The organism is Promicromonospora sp. NPDC059942 (assembly GCF_042731755.1).
Lineage (GTDB): Bacteria > Actinomycetota > Actinomycetes > Actinomycetales > Cellulomonadaceae > Promicromonospora.
In genome coordinates, this window is record NZ_JBHWLR010000002.1 from 67,115 (window position 1) to 83,311 (window position 16,197).

General features: G+C 74.2%; 14 protein-coding genes and 1 pseudogene. 6 read left to right on the forward strand and 9 right to left on the reverse strand.

All coding sequences use genetic code 11. The features are described 5' to 3' along the window. Positions 1-186 precede the first annotated feature (186 nt). From ACFV9Q_RS02870 to ACFV9Q_RS02885, 4 genes are read left to right on the forward strand one after another with little or no spacing between them, the layout of a single operon-like run. Positions 187-1,062: a polyphosphate polymerase domain-containing protein gene (locus ACFV9Q_RS02870; RefSeq protein ID WP_377233055.1), complete on the forward strand. Its 876-nt coding sequence runs from the start codon at positions 187-189 to the stop codon at positions 1,060-1,062. Next, on the forward strand, positions 1,059-1,730 hold the full coding sequence (locus tag ACFV9Q_RS02875; RefSeq protein WP_357478419.1) for a DUF4956 domain-containing protein: 672 nt from the start codon (positions 1,059-1,061) through the stop codon (positions 1,728-1,730). Before ACFV9Q_RS02870 ends, ACFV9Q_RS02875 begins: the two co-directional genes overlap by 4 nt. Before the next feature lie 11 nt (positions 1,731-1,741). Continuing rightward, the gene (locus tag ACFV9Q_RS02880; RefSeq protein WP_377233056.1) at positions 1,742-3,493 is read left to right on the forward strand and encodes a CotH kinase family protein; all 1,752 of its coding nucleotides are present in this window, start codon (positions 1,742-1,744) and stop codon (positions 3,491-3,493) included. Further along, a complete protein-coding gene (locus ACFV9Q_RS02885) occupies positions 3,490-4,149 on the forward strand; it encodes a TetR/AcrR family transcriptional regulator (protein WP_377233057.1) in 660 nt (219 codons plus the stop codon). The genes ACFV9Q_RS02880 and ACFV9Q_RS02885 overlap by 4 nt, the downstream gene beginning before the upstream one ends. On the opposite strand, the gene ACFV9Q_RS02890 is transcribed toward ACFV9Q_RS02885, so the two are convergent. The 3 genes from ACFV9Q_RS02890 to ACFV9Q_RS02900 all read right to left on the reverse strand — a co-directional run bounded on the left by ACFV9Q_RS02890 (position 4,146) and on the right by ACFV9Q_RS02900 (position 6,300). Continuing rightward, the gene (locus tag ACFV9Q_RS02890) at positions 4,146-4,442 is read right to left on the reverse strand and encodes a hypothetical protein (protein WP_377233058.1); all 297 of its coding nucleotides are present in this window, start codon (positions 4,440-4,442) and stop codon (positions 4,146-4,148) included. The genes ACFV9Q_RS02885 and ACFV9Q_RS02890 overlap by 4 nt on opposite strands. Next, positions 4,442-5,722: an anion permease gene (locus ACFV9Q_RS02895; protein WP_377233059.1), complete on the reverse strand. Its 1,281-nt coding sequence runs from the start codon at positions 5,720-5,722 to the stop codon at positions 4,442-4,444. The genes ACFV9Q_RS02890 and ACFV9Q_RS02895 overlap by 1 nt, the downstream gene beginning before the upstream one ends. 86 nt (positions 5,723-5,808) lie before the next feature. After that, the gene (locus ACFV9Q_RS02900; protein ID WP_377233060.1) at positions 5,809-6,300 is read right to left on the reverse strand and encodes a VOC family protein; all 492 of its coding nucleotides are present in this window, start codon (positions 6,298-6,300) and stop codon (positions 5,809-5,811) included. Between the two features lie 111 nt (positions 6,301-6,411). Here ACFV9Q_RS02900 and ACFV9Q_RS02905 point away from each other — a divergent pair. Next, a pseudogene (locus ACFV9Q_RS02905) lies at positions 6,412-7,428 on the forward strand (helix-turn-helix transcriptional regulator). Between the two features lie 18 nt (positions 7,429-7,446). Here the strand turns inward: ACFV9Q_RS02905 and ACFV9Q_RS02910 are convergent. After that, the gene (locus ACFV9Q_RS02910) at positions 7,447-7,686 is read right to left on the reverse strand and encodes a zf-HC2 domain-containing protein (protein WP_377233061.1); all 240 of its coding nucleotides are present in this window, start codon (positions 7,684-7,686) and stop codon (positions 7,447-7,449) included. 193 nt (positions 7,687-7,879) lie between these two features. Here ACFV9Q_RS02910 and ACFV9Q_RS02915 point away from each other — a divergent pair, with 193 nt between their 5' ends. Next, positions 7,880-8,848 (forward strand): endonuclease/exonuclease/phosphatase family protein, encoded by a 969-nt coding sequence (locus ACFV9Q_RS02915; RefSeq protein ID WP_377233062.1) that lies wholly within the window; start codon positions 7,880-7,882, stop codon positions 8,846-8,848. Here ACFV9Q_RS02915 and ACFV9Q_RS02920 read toward each other — a convergent pair. From ACFV9Q_RS02920 to ACFV9Q_RS02940, 5 genes are all read right to left on the reverse strand, one after another. Further along, a complete protein-coding gene (locus ACFV9Q_RS02920) occupies positions 8,818-10,296 on the reverse strand; it encodes a hypothetical protein (RefSeq protein ID WP_377233063.1) in 1,479 nt (492 codons plus the stop codon). The two genes, ACFV9Q_RS02915 and ACFV9Q_RS02920, sit on opposite strands and share 31 nt — an antisense overlap. Beyond that, entirely contained in the window at positions 10,293-11,696 is a 1,404-nt protein-coding gene (locus ACFV9Q_RS02925) for a CHAT domain-containing protein (protein ID WP_377233064.1), read from the reverse strand. Before ACFV9Q_RS02925 ends, ACFV9Q_RS02920 begins: the two co-directional genes overlap by 4 nt. After that, on the reverse strand, positions 11,693-13,138 hold the full coding sequence (locus ACFV9Q_RS02930; RefSeq protein ID WP_377233065.1) for a hypothetical protein: 1,446 nt from the start codon (positions 13,136-13,138) through the stop codon (positions 11,693-11,695). The genes ACFV9Q_RS02925 and ACFV9Q_RS02930 overlap by 4 nt, the downstream gene beginning before the upstream one ends. Before the next feature lie 10 nt (positions 13,139-13,148). Then, positions 13,149-14,522, reverse strand: coding sequence for a hypothetical protein (locus ACFV9Q_RS02935; protein WP_377233066.1), 1,374 nt, complete (start codon positions 14,520-14,522; stop codon positions 13,149-13,151). A 93-nt stretch (positions 14,523-14,615) separates the two neighbouring features. Then, positions 14,616-16,082 (reverse strand): copper resistance protein CopC, encoded by a 1,467-nt coding sequence (locus tag ACFV9Q_RS02940; RefSeq protein ID WP_377233067.1) that lies wholly within the window; start codon positions 16,080-16,082, stop codon positions 14,616-14,618. Positions 16,083-16,197 lie beyond the last annotated feature (115 nt).

Below are 16,197 nucleotides of genomic sequence, written 5' to 3' on the forward strand. Positions count from 1 at the left end.
GGCCGAACCTGTGCGTTGGCTATGCGTCCGGCCGGGTCGCCGCGAAACGTGGAGTCGATCCACGTTCGCCTCCACGTTTCCAGCGGACACAAAGATTCACCCGGCAGGGTCGGTTTCCTCAGTGTTCATCCGCTGGTCAGGCGCCGTTCATGTCGGCGTCCGGCCGCCGACGAGAGGAACGGACCCGTGCGACCTCAGTCCGCGAGCTCGGCCCGCACCGCGACCGCCAGCCGGCTGCACGCCTTCAACCGGTTCGAGATCAAGTATCTCGTGCCGCAGGACCAGGCCGACGAGCTGCGCGCCGAGCTGGTGCGGCACATGGACGTGGACGCCTACTCCGGCGACGCGGGCTACCCGATCACGAGCGTCTACTACGACACGGCGCACCTGAAGTTCTACTGGGAGAAGATCGAGGGCCTGAAGTTCCGGCGCAAGCTGCGCGTGCGGCACTACGGCACCGCTGACGACCTGACCCCGGAGTCGGACGTCTTCGTGGAGATCAAGCAGCGCGTCAACCGGGTCACCCAGAAGCGGCGCGTGTCGCTGCCCTACCGCGACGCGCTGGCACTGTGCTCGGCGGAGGGCTACGAGCCCACCGGTGCGATCAGCAGCCGCGAGCGGGCCTTCCTGGACGAGGTGTCCACCCTCGTGGGCGAGCTCGACCTGCGCCCGACCGTGACCACCGGCTACCACCGCGAGGCGTGGGTGGGGCGCGAGGCCGACCTCGGCCTGCGCGTCACGCTCGACCACCGGCTGCGCGGCCGCGACCGCGACTTCCACCTCTCGTCCGAGAGCGTCAACAGGCTCACGCTGCCGCCGCGCCTCTCGGTGCTGGAGGTCAAGGCGAACGAGCGCGTGCCCGGCTGGGTCACCGACCTGATGGCCCGCATGAGCCTCGACGTCGTGCGGATCTCCAAGTACTGCCAGAGCGTGCAGGCGTTCGGGCTCGCGCCCCGCTCGACGATGCACGCCCCCGACGAGGTCGACGCGATCCTGCGCGACCCGACCACCCCCACCGGCGTCGACGACGCCACGACCCGAAAGAGTGTTCTCGCCCGATGAATCTCCAAGACCTCAGCGGAACCTTCTCCGTCTTCGACGTGACGATGACGCTGGTGCTGTCGTTCGTCCTGTCCGCCGCCATCGGCTGGGTGTACAAGCGGACGCACCGCAACATCTCCTACAGCCAGTCCTACGTCCAGACGCTCGTCATCATCGGCATGGTCGTCGCCGTGATCATGCTCGTGGTCGGCTCGAACATCGCCCGCGCCTTCGCCCTGGTCGGCGCGCTGTCGGTGATCCGGTTCCGCAACGCGATCAAGGAGACCCGCGACGTCGGGTTCATCTTCCTGGTGATGGCGATCGGCATGGCGGTCGGCACCCGGTTCTACCTGCTGGCGGCCGCCGCGACCGTGGTCATCCTGCTGGTCGTCTTCCTCATGCAGCGGTTCGACTGGTTCAAGCTCGACATCCAGCGCCAGGTGGTCAAGGTCCAGGTGCCGCCGGAGTCCCGGTACCAGCAGGACGTCGCCGACGTGCTGGTCCGCATGACGCGCGAGTTCGAGCTCGTCAGCGTGGAGACCGTGCGCGGCGGGGCGCTCACCGAGCTGTTCTACTCCGTGCGCCTGAAGCCGGGGGTCACCACGGCCGAGATCATCGAGGCGCTCGGCGAGATCAACTCCGGCCAGAAGGTCACCGTCCTGACCGGCTACGACCAGTCCGACATGTGAGGAGGGTGACCATGACCCTGGCAGACCTGCGCAAACGCCTCCCGGTGCGGCTGCGCCAGCACTGGATCCCACTGACCGCCGGCCTCGCAGGGGTCGTGGTCGCCCTGACCGTCTTCGGCGACGTGACGGTCCGGCCGTACTCGACGAGCTCGGCCGCCGTCACCGACGAGGAGCGCATCACCCAGGACATCGAGGGCACGGTCGACCTGTTCGACGACGCCGCGGACCACGAGATCTCGCTGTCCTACTCCCAGGACGACTACGACCGGATGCTCGACACGTACTTCGCCGAGGGGGAGAAGGAGTGGATGACGGCCGACCTCACGGTCGACGGCACCACCATCGACTCCGTGGCGGTGCGGCTCAAGGGCAACTCGACGCTGTCGTCGCTGGTCGACGACCGTGCGGGGTCCGAGACCCAGGGCGAGCGCGCCCCGGGCGGGATCGGCGGGGGCATGGGCGGCGAGATGCCGGAGATGCCTGGTGGCGGCGAGATGCCGGAGGGCGGCCAGATGCCGGGCGGGGGCCAGATGCCCGAGGGCGGGCAGATGCCTGGCGGCGAGGGAGAAGCCGGCGGCGCCGGTGGTGCCGCCGGTGGCTTCGCCGGGCTGGGCTCCTCGCTCACCACGGAGGAGCCGGAGAACCTGCCGCTGCTGGTCAGCTTCGACGAGAACCAGCCCGGCCGGGCCTACCAGGGCATGACCGAGCTCTCGATCCGCCCGGCGAGCGCGGCGAGCGCGTCGTCGCTCAACGAGGCCGTCGCGCTGGAGCTCACGGAACAGTCGGGCCAGCCGACGCAGGACTGGTCGTTCACGACCTACGCCGTGAACGACCGGCCGACGACGACCCGCCTCGTCGTCGAGAACCCCGATCCGCAGTACGCCGCCGAGCTCGACGGCGACGGGGTGCTCTACAAGCTGCTGTCCACGAGCTCGTTCACCTACCAGGGCGACGACCAGACCGAGTACACGGACGACTTCAAGCAGGTCAACCTCAACGGCAGCCAGGACCTGCAGCCGCTCGTGTCGTTCCTCGAGTGGCTCGACGGCGCCTCCGACGAGGAGTTCGCCGAGGACCTGGACCAGTGGCTCGACGTCGAGTCGTTCGCGACGTACCTGGGCACCCAGGACGTGCTCGGCAACTTCGACACGATGTCCGGCCCCGGCCGGAACGCCTACCTCTACTACGACCTCGACACGAAGCTGATCAGCGTCGTGTCGTGGGACCTCAACCTCGCGCTGGGCGGCATGTCGATGCCGGGCGGCATGGGCGGCGGTGCCGCGGGCCCCGGTGGGGACGCCGCCGAGGGGGCCGGTGGAGGTGGGATGCCCGAGGGTATGCAGCTCCCGGAAGGCATGGAACTTCCGGAAGGCATGGAGCTGCCGGAGGGCTTCGAACCGCCCGAGGGGATGGAGCCGCCCGAGGGCTTCGAGCCCGGGGGCGACGGCGGGGGCCCGGGCGGCGGGATGGGCGGGGGCATGATGGGCGAGAACGCCCTGGTGACCCGGTTCGAGGAGAACGCCGACTTCGCCGCCCTGATCGACCAGGCCGTCGGCGACCTGACGACCGAGTGGATCGACAGCGGCAAGGCCGCCGAGCTCGTCGCCGACGTCGCGGCGCGCGTCCCGGCCACGGACGGCGTCGACCAGGCGACGATCGACGCCGACGCCGAGACCGTGCGGGGCGTGCTCGTGGCCACGGACGACGCCGAGACCGCTGACGCGGCGGCTCCGGCCGACGGCTCGGCCGCAGGGAACGGGTGACCGAGCACCGGGTGCCCGGGCTGCGGGAGCGCAAGCGCGCCGCGGCCCGGGCCCGGGTCGAGGAGATCGCCATCGACCTGTGCCTGCGGCACGGCTACGAGTCCGTGACCGTCGCGCAGATCTGCGCTGCAGCCGGCGTCGCGCAGAGCACGTTCTTCAACTACTTCGGCAGCAAGGACGCCGCCATCCTGGGGCGCCCGCCCCACCCCACGCCCCAGGCGGTCCAGGCGTTCGTCGACGGCGACGGGCCGCTGCTCGGCGACCTGCTCACCCTCCTGGTGACGGGCGCGCTGGACGCCGTGGGCAACCTGGAGCTCTTTCGGCGCCGGTTCGAGCTGATCGACGGCAACCCGGCGCTCCGCGCGCGGGAGCTGGACCGGTCCGAGGCGTCCGGCTCGTGGCAGCACGACGCCGTCGAGCGCCGGCTGCGCCGGGACCCCCGCCTGACCACGACCGAGATCGCCGAGCGCGCCCATATGACCTCGGCGCTCGCCGCGAGCATCGTGCGGCACGCCCTGTGGTCGGCCCGGCGGGCACCCGCGGCGGAGTGGACCGAACACCTCCGGCGCAGCCTCGGGCTCGCGCACAGCCTCCTGGTCCGGGAGCTCCCGCCGCGGACGGCCCTCCGCACGCCGCCCCGGCCGCGAACGTCCTAGTGCCCGCCGGAGACCACGACGAACAGGCCCGTGCCGACCGCCGCGACGACGAGGGCCAGGCAGAGGACGGCTCCGGCCAGCCGCGCGGGGCCGGGGCGCGGGATCGCGACGGCGACGGCGTCGTCCTGCGACGTCCGGCGGGCCGCCGCACGGGCCGCGGCCTCCTCGCGGTCCTTGGCCGGGCCCGCCAGCAGGCGCAGCCCCAGCGCGAACAGCGCGGGGATGCCCGCGCCCACCAGCACGCCGGCCACGAGGACCTGGCCCAGCGCGCCCCACTCGATGAACTCGCTCATCAGCTGTCTCCCTTCGACGGGGTGTCGGCACCCGGGGTGCTGATCGTCCCCACGGACTCGATGGCCGGGCCGACGGACGACGCCGTCGCGAGGGCCGGCACGGGGCCGACGCGCTCGCCGCCCGCCTCGCCGGTGGTGGCGGCGACGGGCTCGATGCCCGCGCCCCGCTCCTCGTCCCACTCCTCGTTCACGTTGGTGTGGTCCACCGGCTTGCGGCGCGAGACCAGCCAGATTGCCCCGGACGAGATCACCAGCACGGCGAAGACGGCGATGATGCCGGGGGTCCCGCCGATCGTGGACTCGAGCCACTGGCACAGCGCGCCCACGAGGCCCGCCGCCGGGAGGGTGAGGCCCCAGGCGACGAACATCCGGCCGGCCACGCTCCAGCGCACCTTCGCGCCCGGCATGCCGACGCCGGAGCCGAGCACCGAGCCGGTGGCGACGTGCGTCGTGGACAGCGAGAAGCCGAAGTGGCTGGAGAGCAGGATGACGGCGGCCGACGACGTCTCGGCGGCCATGCCCTGCCGGGTGTCGATCTCGACGAGCCCCTTGCCGAGCGTGCGGATGACCCGCCAGCCGCCCAGGTAGGTGCCGAGCGCCATGGCGACCGCGCAGCTCAGGATCACCCAGAGCGGCACGTTCGAGTCGGCGGGCACGGCGCCGCCCGCGATGAGGGCGAGCAGGATGATGCCCATCGACTTCTGCGCGTCGTTGGTGCCGTGCGCCAGCGAGACGAGCGAGGCGGAGCCGATCTGACCCCAGCGGAAGCCGCGGTTGGTCAGGTCCTGCGGCACCCCGCGGGTCAGCTTGGCGACGCACCAGGTGCCGAGCCCGGCCACGGCGATCGCGATGAGCGGGGCGAGCAGGGCCGGCACCAGCACCTTGGACACCACGCCGGTCCACAGCACGCCCGAGGTGCCGACGGCGGCCAGCACGGCGCCGACCATGCCGCCGACGAGCGCGTGCGACGAGCTGGACGGGATGCCGAGCAACCAGGTCAGCAGGTTCCAGACGATGCCGCCGACCAGGCCGGCGAGCACGACGGGCAGGGTGATGACACCGGCGTCGACGATGCCCTTCGCGATGGTCGCGGCGACGGCGAGCGAGAGAAACGCACCGACGAGGTTGAGGACGGCGGACAGCGCGACGGCTGTCTTGGGCTTGAGGGCACGGGTGGCGATGGAGGTGGCCATCGCGTTCCCTGTGTCGTGGAATCCGTTCGTGAAGTCGAAGGCGAGCGCGGTCACGACGACGAGCGCGAGCAGGAGCGTTTCGGTCACGGCCCTGATTTTGCGAGGCGAACCTTGGGGTGATCTGTGTTTTCCACTGATATCAAGGCACTGTTCCTTCATCGTTCATCTGATGTTCACCTGAAAGACCCCTCGATGGAGTTGGCGACGTCGAGCACCCAGGTGACGCCGAAGCGGTCGGTGAGCATGCCGAAGGCGGGCGCCCACTGCGCGGGGGCGTAGGGCTCGACGATCGTGGCGCCGTCCGCCAGCCCTGCCCACAGCGCGGCCACCTCCTCGACGCTCTCGCCGCGCACGGAGAGGAAGAAGGGCTCGGACGTGATCGTGGTGCCGTTCTCGCGGCGGGTGGCGCGGGCGGGCACGGCCGGGGCGGCCGGCGCCTCCGAGGTTGTCGGAGTGCCCGGGACGTCGTAGGCCATGACCCGGAAGCCGTTGTCCGCGACGACCTGGCCGAACACGACCTTGCCGGCGTCGGGCAGGCCGGCGGGCATCCCCAGGTCGCCGTAGGTGGTGACGAGGAGCTGCCCGCCGAACACGGAGTGGTAGAGCTCCAGGGCCGCGCGGGCCTGGCCGTGGAAGTTCAGGTGGGCAACGGTGCTGATCGACATGGTGCTTGTCCTCACGGGATGGGTGCGCCGCCGGGGGCTTCCGGCGACGAACACCAACCTGTCAGCCGTACCGGACAGGGATCGTCCGGTACTCCTGGCATCGTCGGGGACATGCCCACCGCCGCCTCGACCATGACCTCCGCCCGTCTGCTGTCCCTGCTGTCGCTGCTCCAGGTGCGCCGCGACTGGCCGGCCGGGCAGCTCGCGCGCCGGCTCGGCGTCAGCGACCGCACGGTGCGGCGCGACGTCGACCGGCTGCGGGAGCTCGGCTACCCGGTGCGGACGGCCCGGGGGCCGGACGGCGGCTACCGCCTGGAGGCGGGCAGCGACCTGCCGCCCCTGCTGTTCGACGACGAGCAGGCGGTCGCGCTCGCCGTCGCGCTGCGGCTCGCGGTGGTGACGGGCGCGGGCATCGAGGAGGCCGCCGCCCGGGCGCTGACGACGGTGCGCCAGGTGCTGCCCACCCGGCTGCGGCAGCGGGTGGACGCCCTGGAGCTGACGGCGGCCGAGACCACCCGGCCCGGGGGCGGCGACCAGGTCGACACCGACGTCCTGCTGGCCCTGAGCGCCGCCCTCCGGGCGCACGAGTAGGTGCGGTTCGACTACGCGTCCCCGGGCCGGACGGACGCCGGGCCGCGACCCGCGCGGCGCGTGCAGCCGCACCACCTCGTGGTCCGGTCGCGGCGGTGGTACCTGGTGGGCTGGGACCCGGAACCGGGGGAGTGGCGCACCTACCGGGTGGACCGGATGGCGCCCCGGGTGCCGAACGGCCCGCGGTTCACGCCGCGCCAGGTGCCCGGCGGCGACGTCGGCGCGTTCCTGGCCGCCCGCTTCAAGGGCGTAGAGGGTGCCCAGGCCGGGGACGCGGACCAGTGGCCCTGCACCGGCGAGGTGGTGCTCGCCCTGCCGGTCGCGCGCGTGGCGCCGTTCGCCGGGGACGGGCTCGTCGAGGCGCTCGGCCCGGACCGGACCAGGCTGCGCACCGGGTCGTGGTCCTGGGCGGCGCTGGCCGCCGGGCTGGCGCGGTTCGACGCGGAGGTCGAGGTGATCGGGCCGCCGGCCCTGGGCGACGCGTTCGCGGAGCTCGCCGGGCGCGCGGCACGCGCCGCCGCGTCGCCCGTCAGCTGACCCGGTCGGCCGGCCCGATCAGCCGACCCGGTCGAGCCGCCGCGCGTCCGCGTTGCGCCGCGCCCAGGCCACCTGGCGCACGTCGATGAACGCGCGGATGCAGCCGGGGCACCGGTCGATGTGGGTCTCGAAGCGGCGCAGGCTGCGCGGCTCGAGGCGTCGGTCGAGATAACCAGGGATCGCGGCGCGGGTGGACCGGCACTCCTGCTGGTCGAACCGCACAGTCTGGTCGAACCGCACAGCACTGATGGACGTCACGTGAACCTGCCCCCTGCGCACACGTTGCCCGGTTTCTACCGGCTGGCAGCAGTCTCGTCCTGGATGCTGAAGCATCGAAATTTAACTGTGATATCACCTGTTTCATCCGGGTCCGGCGGTATCAGCCCCCGGCGCGGCGCCCTCTTGGCAGGTAGCGGTACCTCCCGATCCCTCCGCATGCAGGTGATGTGCCATGACCACGACCATCGCCCCGCCGCCCGGGCCGGTCCCCGGAGCGGTCACCGGCGACGTCGACCGGATGCGCGCCGCGCTCGCGGCCCAGATCCCGGCCAAGACGACCAAGAACCTGCTGATCGGCACGTGGAACCTTCGCGCCTTCGGCGACCTCACGCACAAGTGGCAGTCCGCGCCGGACGACAGCCCGAAGCGCGACTGGCACGCGCTGGCCTGCATCGCCGAGGTGGTCCAGCGGTTCGACGTGACGGCCGTCCAGGAGACCCGGCGGGACACGACGGCGCTGTTCGCGCTCCTGAGCCTGCTGGGCCCGCGCTATCAGGTCATCGCCTCCGACGTCACCGAGGGTGGCCCCGGCAACGGCGAGCGCCTCGCCTACGTCTACGACTCCGAGCGGGTCCAGGCCTCGGGCCTGGTCGGGGAGCTGGTCCTGCCGAAGGAGGCGCGCAACGACGACGTCGACCAGTTCGCCCGCACCCCGTACGCCGCGGGCTTCGTGCGCGGCGCGACCGAGTTCATCCTGACCACCGTGCACGTGCTGTGGGGCAAGGAGCCCGCCGACCGGATCAGCGAGCTGACCGCGTTCGCCACGTGGATGCGGGGCTGGGCCGACCGGCCCGCCGACTGGAACCACAACCTGCTGGTCCTGGGCGACTTCAACCTCGACCGGCTCGACGACCCGCTCTTCGCGGCGTTCGTCTCGACGGGGCTGTGGCCGCCCGCGGAGCTCGGCACGGTGCCGCGCACGATCTTCGACGACGACAAGGACCATCACCAGTACGACCAGATCGCCTGGTTCAGCGACCCCGCAGGGCCCGGCGCGCCGTCGCTCCTGGACGGCCTGACGTACACGGGGCACGGCGGCAGCTTCGACTTCCTCCCGCACGCGCTGCAGGGCCTGACCAAGGGCCAGGTCTCGTGGCGCCTGAGCGACCACTACCCGCTCTGGCTGGAGTTCCTGGCCTGAGCCTGTGGTGCCTGAGCCTGTGGTGCCCGAGCGGCCGGCGGCAGGGGGATCGCGACGGTGGGATCGCCCAGGATGACGGTGCTGGCGCGGTCGTGGGCCGTCACGCGGCTGTAGACCAGCAGGTCGAGGCTGGGCTTCGCCTTCGCCCCGAAGGCGGTCTGGAACTCCTTCTCGGCGAGCTGGTAGCCCTGGAGCAGCGCGCCGATGGGCCGGTAGTACGGCTCCATGGCGTACCCCACCGGCTTGCCGAGGAACAGCCGCGCGTACAGGGCCTCGCGCAGCTGCGCGGTCAGCGGCTGCGCGTTCGGCGGGAAGCTCAGCGTCCAGTTGAACGTGGGCTCGACGTGCCCGATGAACGCGCGCAGCGGCTTCTTCGCGCCGAGCAGCGCCCGGGGGAGCGGCGAGGTCAGGGCGCCCAGCGCGGCGACGCCGTCGAACGTCCGGGCCAGGTCGCCGTCGAACAGCCCGGCGTAGGCCGACGGGCTGTCCGCCCCGGCGGAGCAGCAGGCCTGGGCGAACCAGATGGCGCCGTCGGGCTGCCAGGAGCGCAGCAGGGTCTCGGGGTCGAGCGGCGCGTGGTCGTGGTCCACGAGCTTGCCGAGGTCGGCGCGCAGGCGCGCCGGGTCGGCCAGCGGCCCGGTCTGGCCGTGGCTCGTGGTGACGACGACGGCGGGCCGGGCGGTCGTCAGCGCCGCGGTCAGCGCGGCGACGGTGGCGGGCACCGAGCGGCCGTCGACGAACGTCGGCGTGAGCTCGGCGTCCGCGTTCAGGTCGCCGCTCAGCGGTTCCGCGACGACGTCGCGCATGAGGGTGGTGATCTCACCCATCCGGTGGTCCACCGCCCAGACGACGGGCCGGGACCACTGGGCCGCCGAGTCCCGCCACTCGCCGAGCAGGGCGTCGACGTAGCGCGTCAGGGCGGGGCCCGTCAGGTCGAGCCGGCCCACGTGCCGCACCGGGTTGAGGATGTACTGCACCCGCCACGGGACCTGCTCGGGGCTGCCGTAGATGAGCAGGAAGGCCGGCAGCTCGCCGGCGTCGGCGCCGGCCGGGGCGGCCGGGACGAAGGGCTGTGCGTCGCCGGCGTAGTCGGTCAGGGTCCACAGCGCGTAGCCGCCCGCGGGGCGGTAGCGGAACACCCGGCCGGAGCGCGCCGCGACCAGCCGCCGGATGTCCGCGGGCAGGTCGGTCATCGCCACGAGGTCGTCCCGGGTGGCACCGTCCGGCTCGCGGGCCACCAGCCCCCAGCCGACGTCGGGGTGCCGCCAGTCCCACGGGTCGGCCGGGGCCGGCCGCGCCGTCCGCTCGGCGACCGTGAACTCCTGGGTGAGCCAGGGCCGCACGTCCTGGGCGAACCGCCCCGCGACCGGCGCCGTGCCCGACCACGCGTCGCTGGTGATCTCGTAGCCGGGATCGACGGCCGGGGTGGCGCCGGGAGGGATGCTCACGACGGCTCCGCCAGGGCCTCCGGCGTGACGCCGAGCAGCGCGGCGAGCTCGGCGATCCGCTCCGTCGCGCCGGCGCGGAACGCCGCGCCCTGGCCCGGCGGCAGCGCGGCGAGCAGGCTCTGCAGGGCCGCGACCTCCAGGCGCCAGGTCCGGGCCTGCTCCGGGTCGACGCGCGCCGCGCCGTCGTCCCGCGCGGGCGTGAGCTGGAGCTGGAACTCCTCCCAGCGCAGGTAGAGCGCCGGCAGGGTCCACTCGCGGCCCTGGTTCCGGGCCTGTGTGGGCGACAGCCCGGCGCCCAGCTCCGTGACCAGCCGGTTGCGGGCCGCCACGGTCAGGGCCGCCCAGTCCAGCGGCGCCGAGAGCGTGGCGCCCGCCTTGGTCCGCGTGGTCAGCTCGCCCAGCAGGGCGCCGTACAGGCCCTGCGTCAGTGTGCTGGCGACGGCGCTCCGGATCGGCTCGCGCATCCCGACGGCGGCGGGCGCTACGCCCTTGGTGACGAGGTCGCGAGCGAGGGACGTCGCCCCGTCCCCCGACGAGGCGGCGCCCTCGCAGCAGTTGAGGACGACGAGCCAGGGGCCGCCGTCCGTGTCCCAGACGAACTTCGCGAACTGCTCCTTCTCCAGGGCCAGGCCGATCCCAGGGGTCGGCGAGGCCCAGTCCTGCTTGAGGGCGAGCCGCACGTGCGGCACGGGCTCGGTGGAGCCGTGGCAGAACAGGTGCAGCACGTGGGGCTTGAACTCGCCCACCAGCGTGACCAGGTCGTGGTGGTCGGGCGGCACCAGGTGCACGCCCGCGATCTCGGGGGCGGTGCCGGCGTCGACCTCGGCCTGCAGGCTCGTCGCCAGCTCCTCCTCGCTGACGACGACCAGGAGGCGGGCCATGCCCGGCCCGGCCTCCAGGGCGGCGGCCCGCAGCTCGCGCAGCTCCGCCGCGGCGCCCAGGCCCAGGCACGACAGCAGGGCCATGATCCGCAGCGGCGGTTCGAGCTGGTACAGGGGCACCGGAGGCGCCGTCGTGCGCACCACGCGGGCCAGCGCGTACTTGTCCTCCAGCGCCAGGTAGGGCCCGTCGCCGGGGAACCGGAGGGCCTCCCACGGCAGGCTGTCCGCGCCGCTGCGCGGCAGGATCTCCGCGTAGACGGGAAACCGGCGGTCGGCGCTGTGCAGGGCCACGGCGAGCTGGTCGCCGAGCTGCTCGTGCGCGGCGAGCGCCTGGAACAGCCGGTCGCCCTCGCGGGCGTTGACGTCGGCGTCCAGCGCCTGGGCGCTGACCGGGCCGTCGGCCGGGCAGTCGAAGGTCCGGTCGAGGGCCTGGTCGTCGACGGGCTCGACCAGCCGCACGAGCGGCGTGGTCGCGCCCTCCTCGCCGAAGGCGGAGAGCTGGAAGACGACGCGGCTCACGGGGCACCTCCCTCAGGTGGTGCGGGCTCCGCGGGCGGCGGGGCAGCCGCCTCCTCGGGGTACGCGAGGTGCACGTGCCGTTCGAGCAGGGCGGAGACGCTGTTCAGCGCGTCCACCGCGGCCTGGTCGACCGGGAGGTCGGCGGTGTAGGGGAGCCAGCTCATCTGCAGCTGCTCGATGCTGCGCGACGCCGAGGCGACCCAGGAGTCGCCGTCGACCTCGACCGCGGCCTTGCGCGTGGCCTCGTGCAGGAACGCGGACCGGCCGTCCTTGCGGAGCATGAGCCCGTCGGTGAGCGTGCGCAGGTCCGTGGTCAGCGGCTCGCCGGCGGGCTCGGGGTCGGGCGTGACCTCGACGAACAGCGGGTGCACCCACGCGCTCATCGCCGGGAACGGCGCCGCGAGCGGGCCGGACGGCGTCAGCGCCGTGCGCAGGCTCCGGCCGAGCTGCACGCCGCCCGGGTCCGCCGCGACGTCGTGCACGGCCGTGACCCCCGGCCGGGACTGGGCCACGTAGTCGGCGAGGTCGCGCAGCCCCGCGGCGCTGTCGCTGCCGGGCGGGTCGGACAGGGCCAGGCCCACGGCCCCGACCCGGGTGAGGAGCTCGATCACCTCGACGGCCTCGACGAACGTCGCCGGGCCCTCGTCCGTCGTCGGCGACCCGGCCAGCACCAGCGCCCCGCGCCCGTCGGACAGGTGCCCGTGCGCCACGAAGTGCACGACGTCGAGCCGGCCGCCCTCGACGGCGTCCAGCATCCAGGTGAGCCAGGGGTTGGCGATCGCGTGCGGGTCGGCGGGGCGGGCGACCGTGCGCCGCGCCGCGGCGTCCCGGTCCGCCGGCACGTGCACGACGACGTCGCCGCGGCCCAGCATCGGGCGGACGGCGTCGCACGTCGCCGCGTACCGGTCGGCGTCGGTGAACAGGTGCACCGTGACGTGCCGGCCCGGGGTGTCGACGTACTGGTGGGCGAGCTGCGCGACCACCTCTGCCGGGTCGAACCGGACCGCCGGGAAGGGCGAGCTGGAGCAGATCGCGACGTCGAGCTGCACCCCGGGCTTCTGCGGGCGCACCGGGTGGAACGGCAGCCGGAACAGGGGGCGGCTGAGCCCGGCCAGCAGCCGCTCCCACGGCAGCACGTGCACCAGGCCCCGCGGGACGGGGAACTCCAGCCACAGGGCGTTGTGCGGGGGCAGCGGCGACGTGCCCAGCCCCTCGGCGGCGGTCGCGAGCCGGGTCACGACGGCCACGGGGACGGTCAGGTCGGCATCCCGCACGTGCTCCACGGCACTGGCCGGCAGGCCGAGGTCCGCCAGCGGGCAGCGCGCCACCTCGGTGGGCCGGCGCCGTCCCCGGACCGCGGCGAAAACGGCCTCCGAGGTGGCCAGGTCCACGCTGATCCGCAGGGTCGGCAGGTCGATCTCCGACCGCAGGGTCCTCGCCATCGCCGGCCCCTCACCCGTCCGCGTGCGCCGCGGCCCGCATCTGGCTCAGCAGCGCCCAGGCGGTCTGGTCGGACTGGACGGCGCCGTGCCCCGGGATGCACCACGTGCCGTCCACGCCGATCACCTCGTACCGGCCGTCGACGGCGTGCTCGCCGATCGGGTAGTGCTGGCCGACGTCGGGCATCCGGTCGATCCGGAGCGCCTCGGCGCCCACGCCCTGGGGGCCGTAGCCGCCGAGCGCGGCGAACCGCGACGGCGGCCCGCCCGCGATCTCGGCCTCGCCGAGGTCCGCCCGGCGCCGCAGCGCGAGGTGGAACACGCGCGTGAGCGGCAGGTCGTGCGCCGACCGGGTGGTGATGACCGGGTTGCGCACCCGGTCGAACGCCGGCCGGTACCCGCCGGGCCGGCCGTCGACGTCGTCCGCGAACGCCCAGGCGGACAGCGCGGGCTGCAGCAGCAGCACCGAGTCGACGGGCCGGCCCGTCCAGGGTCCGTTGCACACGGCGGAGAGCACGACCCGCCCGCCGTAAGAGTGGCCCACGAGGTGGATCCGCGCGGGCGTCTCGTCGGCCAGCCGGCGCAGGGCGGCGGCCACGCCGGTGCCGCCCACGCGGCCGGCCCGGTCCTTCATCTGGCGCACCGTGGCCAGGCGGATCCCGGAGCGGATCAGCTCCAGCGGGTTGAAGCCGGCGACCCGGGGAGCGGCAGTGTCGCGCTCCTCGGAGACGCCGGCGTCGTCGGGGATGATGCCGCCGGGGCGCACGGGCTCCGGCTCGATCCGCGCCAGCGTGTCCTCCCAGACGGCCCGCAGCGCGGGCCCGTCCGTCCGGGCGCCCGCCGCGCCGGTCTCGTCCCGGTCGGCGACGGGCAGGTGCGCGAGGATCTCCGCGGCCAGGTCGGCCCGGTCCGCGCCCAGCCCGGGGTCGGCGAGCGCCGGGTCGGCCAGCAGGGCGTGCAGCTCGCCGCTCAGCTCCGGCCCGAGGTCCGTGCTCAGCACGGCGAGCTCGTCCGCGAGCTCGCCGGCCAGGCCGTCGCCGCCGGCCGCGATGTCGGGGCCCTGCTCCCAGGGCATGACCAGCGCGGCGCTGGGCCAGAACACGCCCACGTAGACGGGGCGGAACGGCCGGTCCGGGGCGGGCGGGTGCGACCGCAGCACCGTGTCGAGGTGGTCGAAGAAGTCGTCGTAGCGCGAGGTCGCCGCCAGCCAGTCGTTGTTCCAGCCGTGCGAGAGGACGACGAGGTCGGTGGCGTCGCGCGCGTCCTCGACCAGGGCGGCCAGGGACCGGGGCGAGGTCAGGGTGCCCCGCGCGTCGAACTGCAGCACGTACACCGGCACCGGCCCGCGCGGACCCTGCCGGACGGTCCAGGGGATGTTCGTGGACATGGCACCATCGCCTCTTCTGCCGCTGCCCCCTGCCAACAGCTCTCATAGGTGCGGAGCCGACGACCTTCGTGTTGATACCGCTCCGAAGCGACCTCACCCGGGTGCCTGGACGGACGCCGCCACGAGCCACGCCGTGAGCAGCACGACGGCGACCATGAGCGCCGTCTCGCGATGGGCGCTGCGGCGCAGCGCCTCGCCCGCGGTGCGTGACCGTCCGGCGTGCCGGACGACCGCCCGGCGGCGTGCCGTGAGCCGCGGGACGACGCGGAGGTGGTTGTGCGTGCCGATCGCCGCGACCAGCACGACCACGGCGACCTTGGCGAGCAGGAGCAGCCCCCAGGTGCTCTCCCAGAGCTGCGCGGGGCGGTCCAGGATCCCCACCGCGAGCAGCACCCCGGCGACGCCGACCACCGCGAGGGAGAGCCCCGCGACCACGGAGAAGCGGGCCCCCAGCAGCGCGGCGTCCAGGTCGCGCCCCTCCCGGCGCCGGGCGCGGAGCAGGAGCGTCAGCGTGACGACGCCGCCCACCCAGACGGCGGCGGCCACCAGGTGCGCCACGTCCGCCGTCACCACGAGCCACCGGGGCTCCACGGTGTTGCTGTGGCCGCCGAGCACCTGCCCGGCGCCGGCGAGCACCGCCCCCAGCGCCGCGGGCCACGCGCCCGGGAGCGTGCGCCAGGCGCCCACCGCCACGGCGACCGCGCCGACGGCCTGGAGGCCGACGTCCCAGCGTGTCGTCCCGCCGAGCGAGTCGCCGACCGCGGACGGCGAGACGGCGGCGGCGAGGTCCCCGTGCGCCACGAGCACCGCGCCCGCCAGGACCCGCACGGCGAGGCCGCCGAGCAGCAGCACGCCCGACCAGCGGACCAGCCGGAGCACGGCCGGCACGTCCGCCTCGTCCCGCCCGCGCAGCACGAGGCCGGCGAACGCCAGGGCGCCGGCGGCGACCAGGCAGCCCCACAGCGCGGCGGCGCCGCCCAGCCGGGCGACGGCTCCTGCGGCGTCGGTCGCCGGGGTGCCCATCGCGGCCGGGTCGTGGCCCATGTCGTGGCCCATGTCGTGGTTCGAGCCGCTCATGCCGCTCATGTCGTGGCCGGACGGTTCGTCGGCGTCGTCGTCCGGTGCCTCGCTCGCGACCCCGTCCGCGGCCGTGCCTGCCACGGTGAAGCCGAAGGTCCCCTCCAGCGGGTGGCCGTCCTGGGCCGCGGCGGTCCAGGTCACCGTGTATTGGCCGGGGGCCAGGGCCGCGGCCGGGGTCGCGACCAGCACCAGGCCGTCCTCGGCGGGGGCGACGCCGGCGGGGACGACGCCGTCCGGGCCCTCGATCACCACGCCGTCGCCGAGCAGGCTCACCGGCAGGGTGAACCGCAGCGTGACCTCGGTGACCGGGGCCTGCGCCGTCGACCCGGCGGCAGGTACCGACGAGTCGAGCCGGGTGTGCGCGGCGGCGGGCGGCGCGCAGCAGAGCGTCAGGACGAGCGAGGCGAGCAGGGCGAGCAGCGTGGCCGCCGCCCCGGTGCGGACCGCGCGAGGGCGCGCTCCGGCGAGCAGGCTGCGCATGGGCAGGCTCCTTCGGGAGGGGGTGGTGGGGCGCGCACGGCCAACCACCACCCCCCCCCCCCCCCCCCCCCACACCCACCGCCCCCCCCCCTCCCCCTCTCCCCCTCCCCCCTCC

Bases quoted from the DNA above. Each gene is read 5' to 3' on its own strand.
- ACFV9Q_RS02930 (WP_377233065.1), bottom strand. From the start codon at position 13,138: ATGGCGAGGACCCTGCGGTCGGAGATCGACCTGCCGACCCTGCGGATC.
- ACFV9Q_RS02915 (WP_377233062.1), top strand. From the start codon at position 7,880: ATGACCACGACCATCGCCCCGCCGCCCGGGCCGGTCCCCGGAGCGGTC.
- ACFV9Q_RS02890 (WP_377233058.1), bottom strand. From the start codon at position 4,442: ATGAGCGAGTTCATCGAGTGGGGCGCGCTGGGCCAGGTCCTCGTGGCC.
- ACFV9Q_RS02940 (WP_377233067.1), bottom strand. From the start codon at position 16,082: ATGCGCAGCCTGCTCGCCGGAGCGCGCCCTCGCGCGGTCCGCACCGGG.
- ACFV9Q_RS02875 (WP_357478419.1), top strand. From the start codon at position 1,059: ATGAATCTCCAAGACCTCAGCGGAACCTTCTCCGTCTTCGACGTGACG.
- ACFV9Q_RS02935 (WP_377233066.1), bottom strand. From the start codon at position 14,522: ATGTCCACGAACATCCCCTGGACCGTCCGGCAGGGTCCGCGCGGGCCG.
- ACFV9Q_RS02900 (WP_377233060.1), bottom strand. From the start codon at position 6,300: ATGTCGATCAGCACCGTTGCCCACCTGAACTTCCACGGCCAGGCCCGC.
- ACFV9Q_RS02880 (WP_377233056.1), top strand. From the start codon at position 1,742: ATGACCCTGGCAGACCTGCGCAAACGCCTCCCGGTGCGGCTGCGCCAG.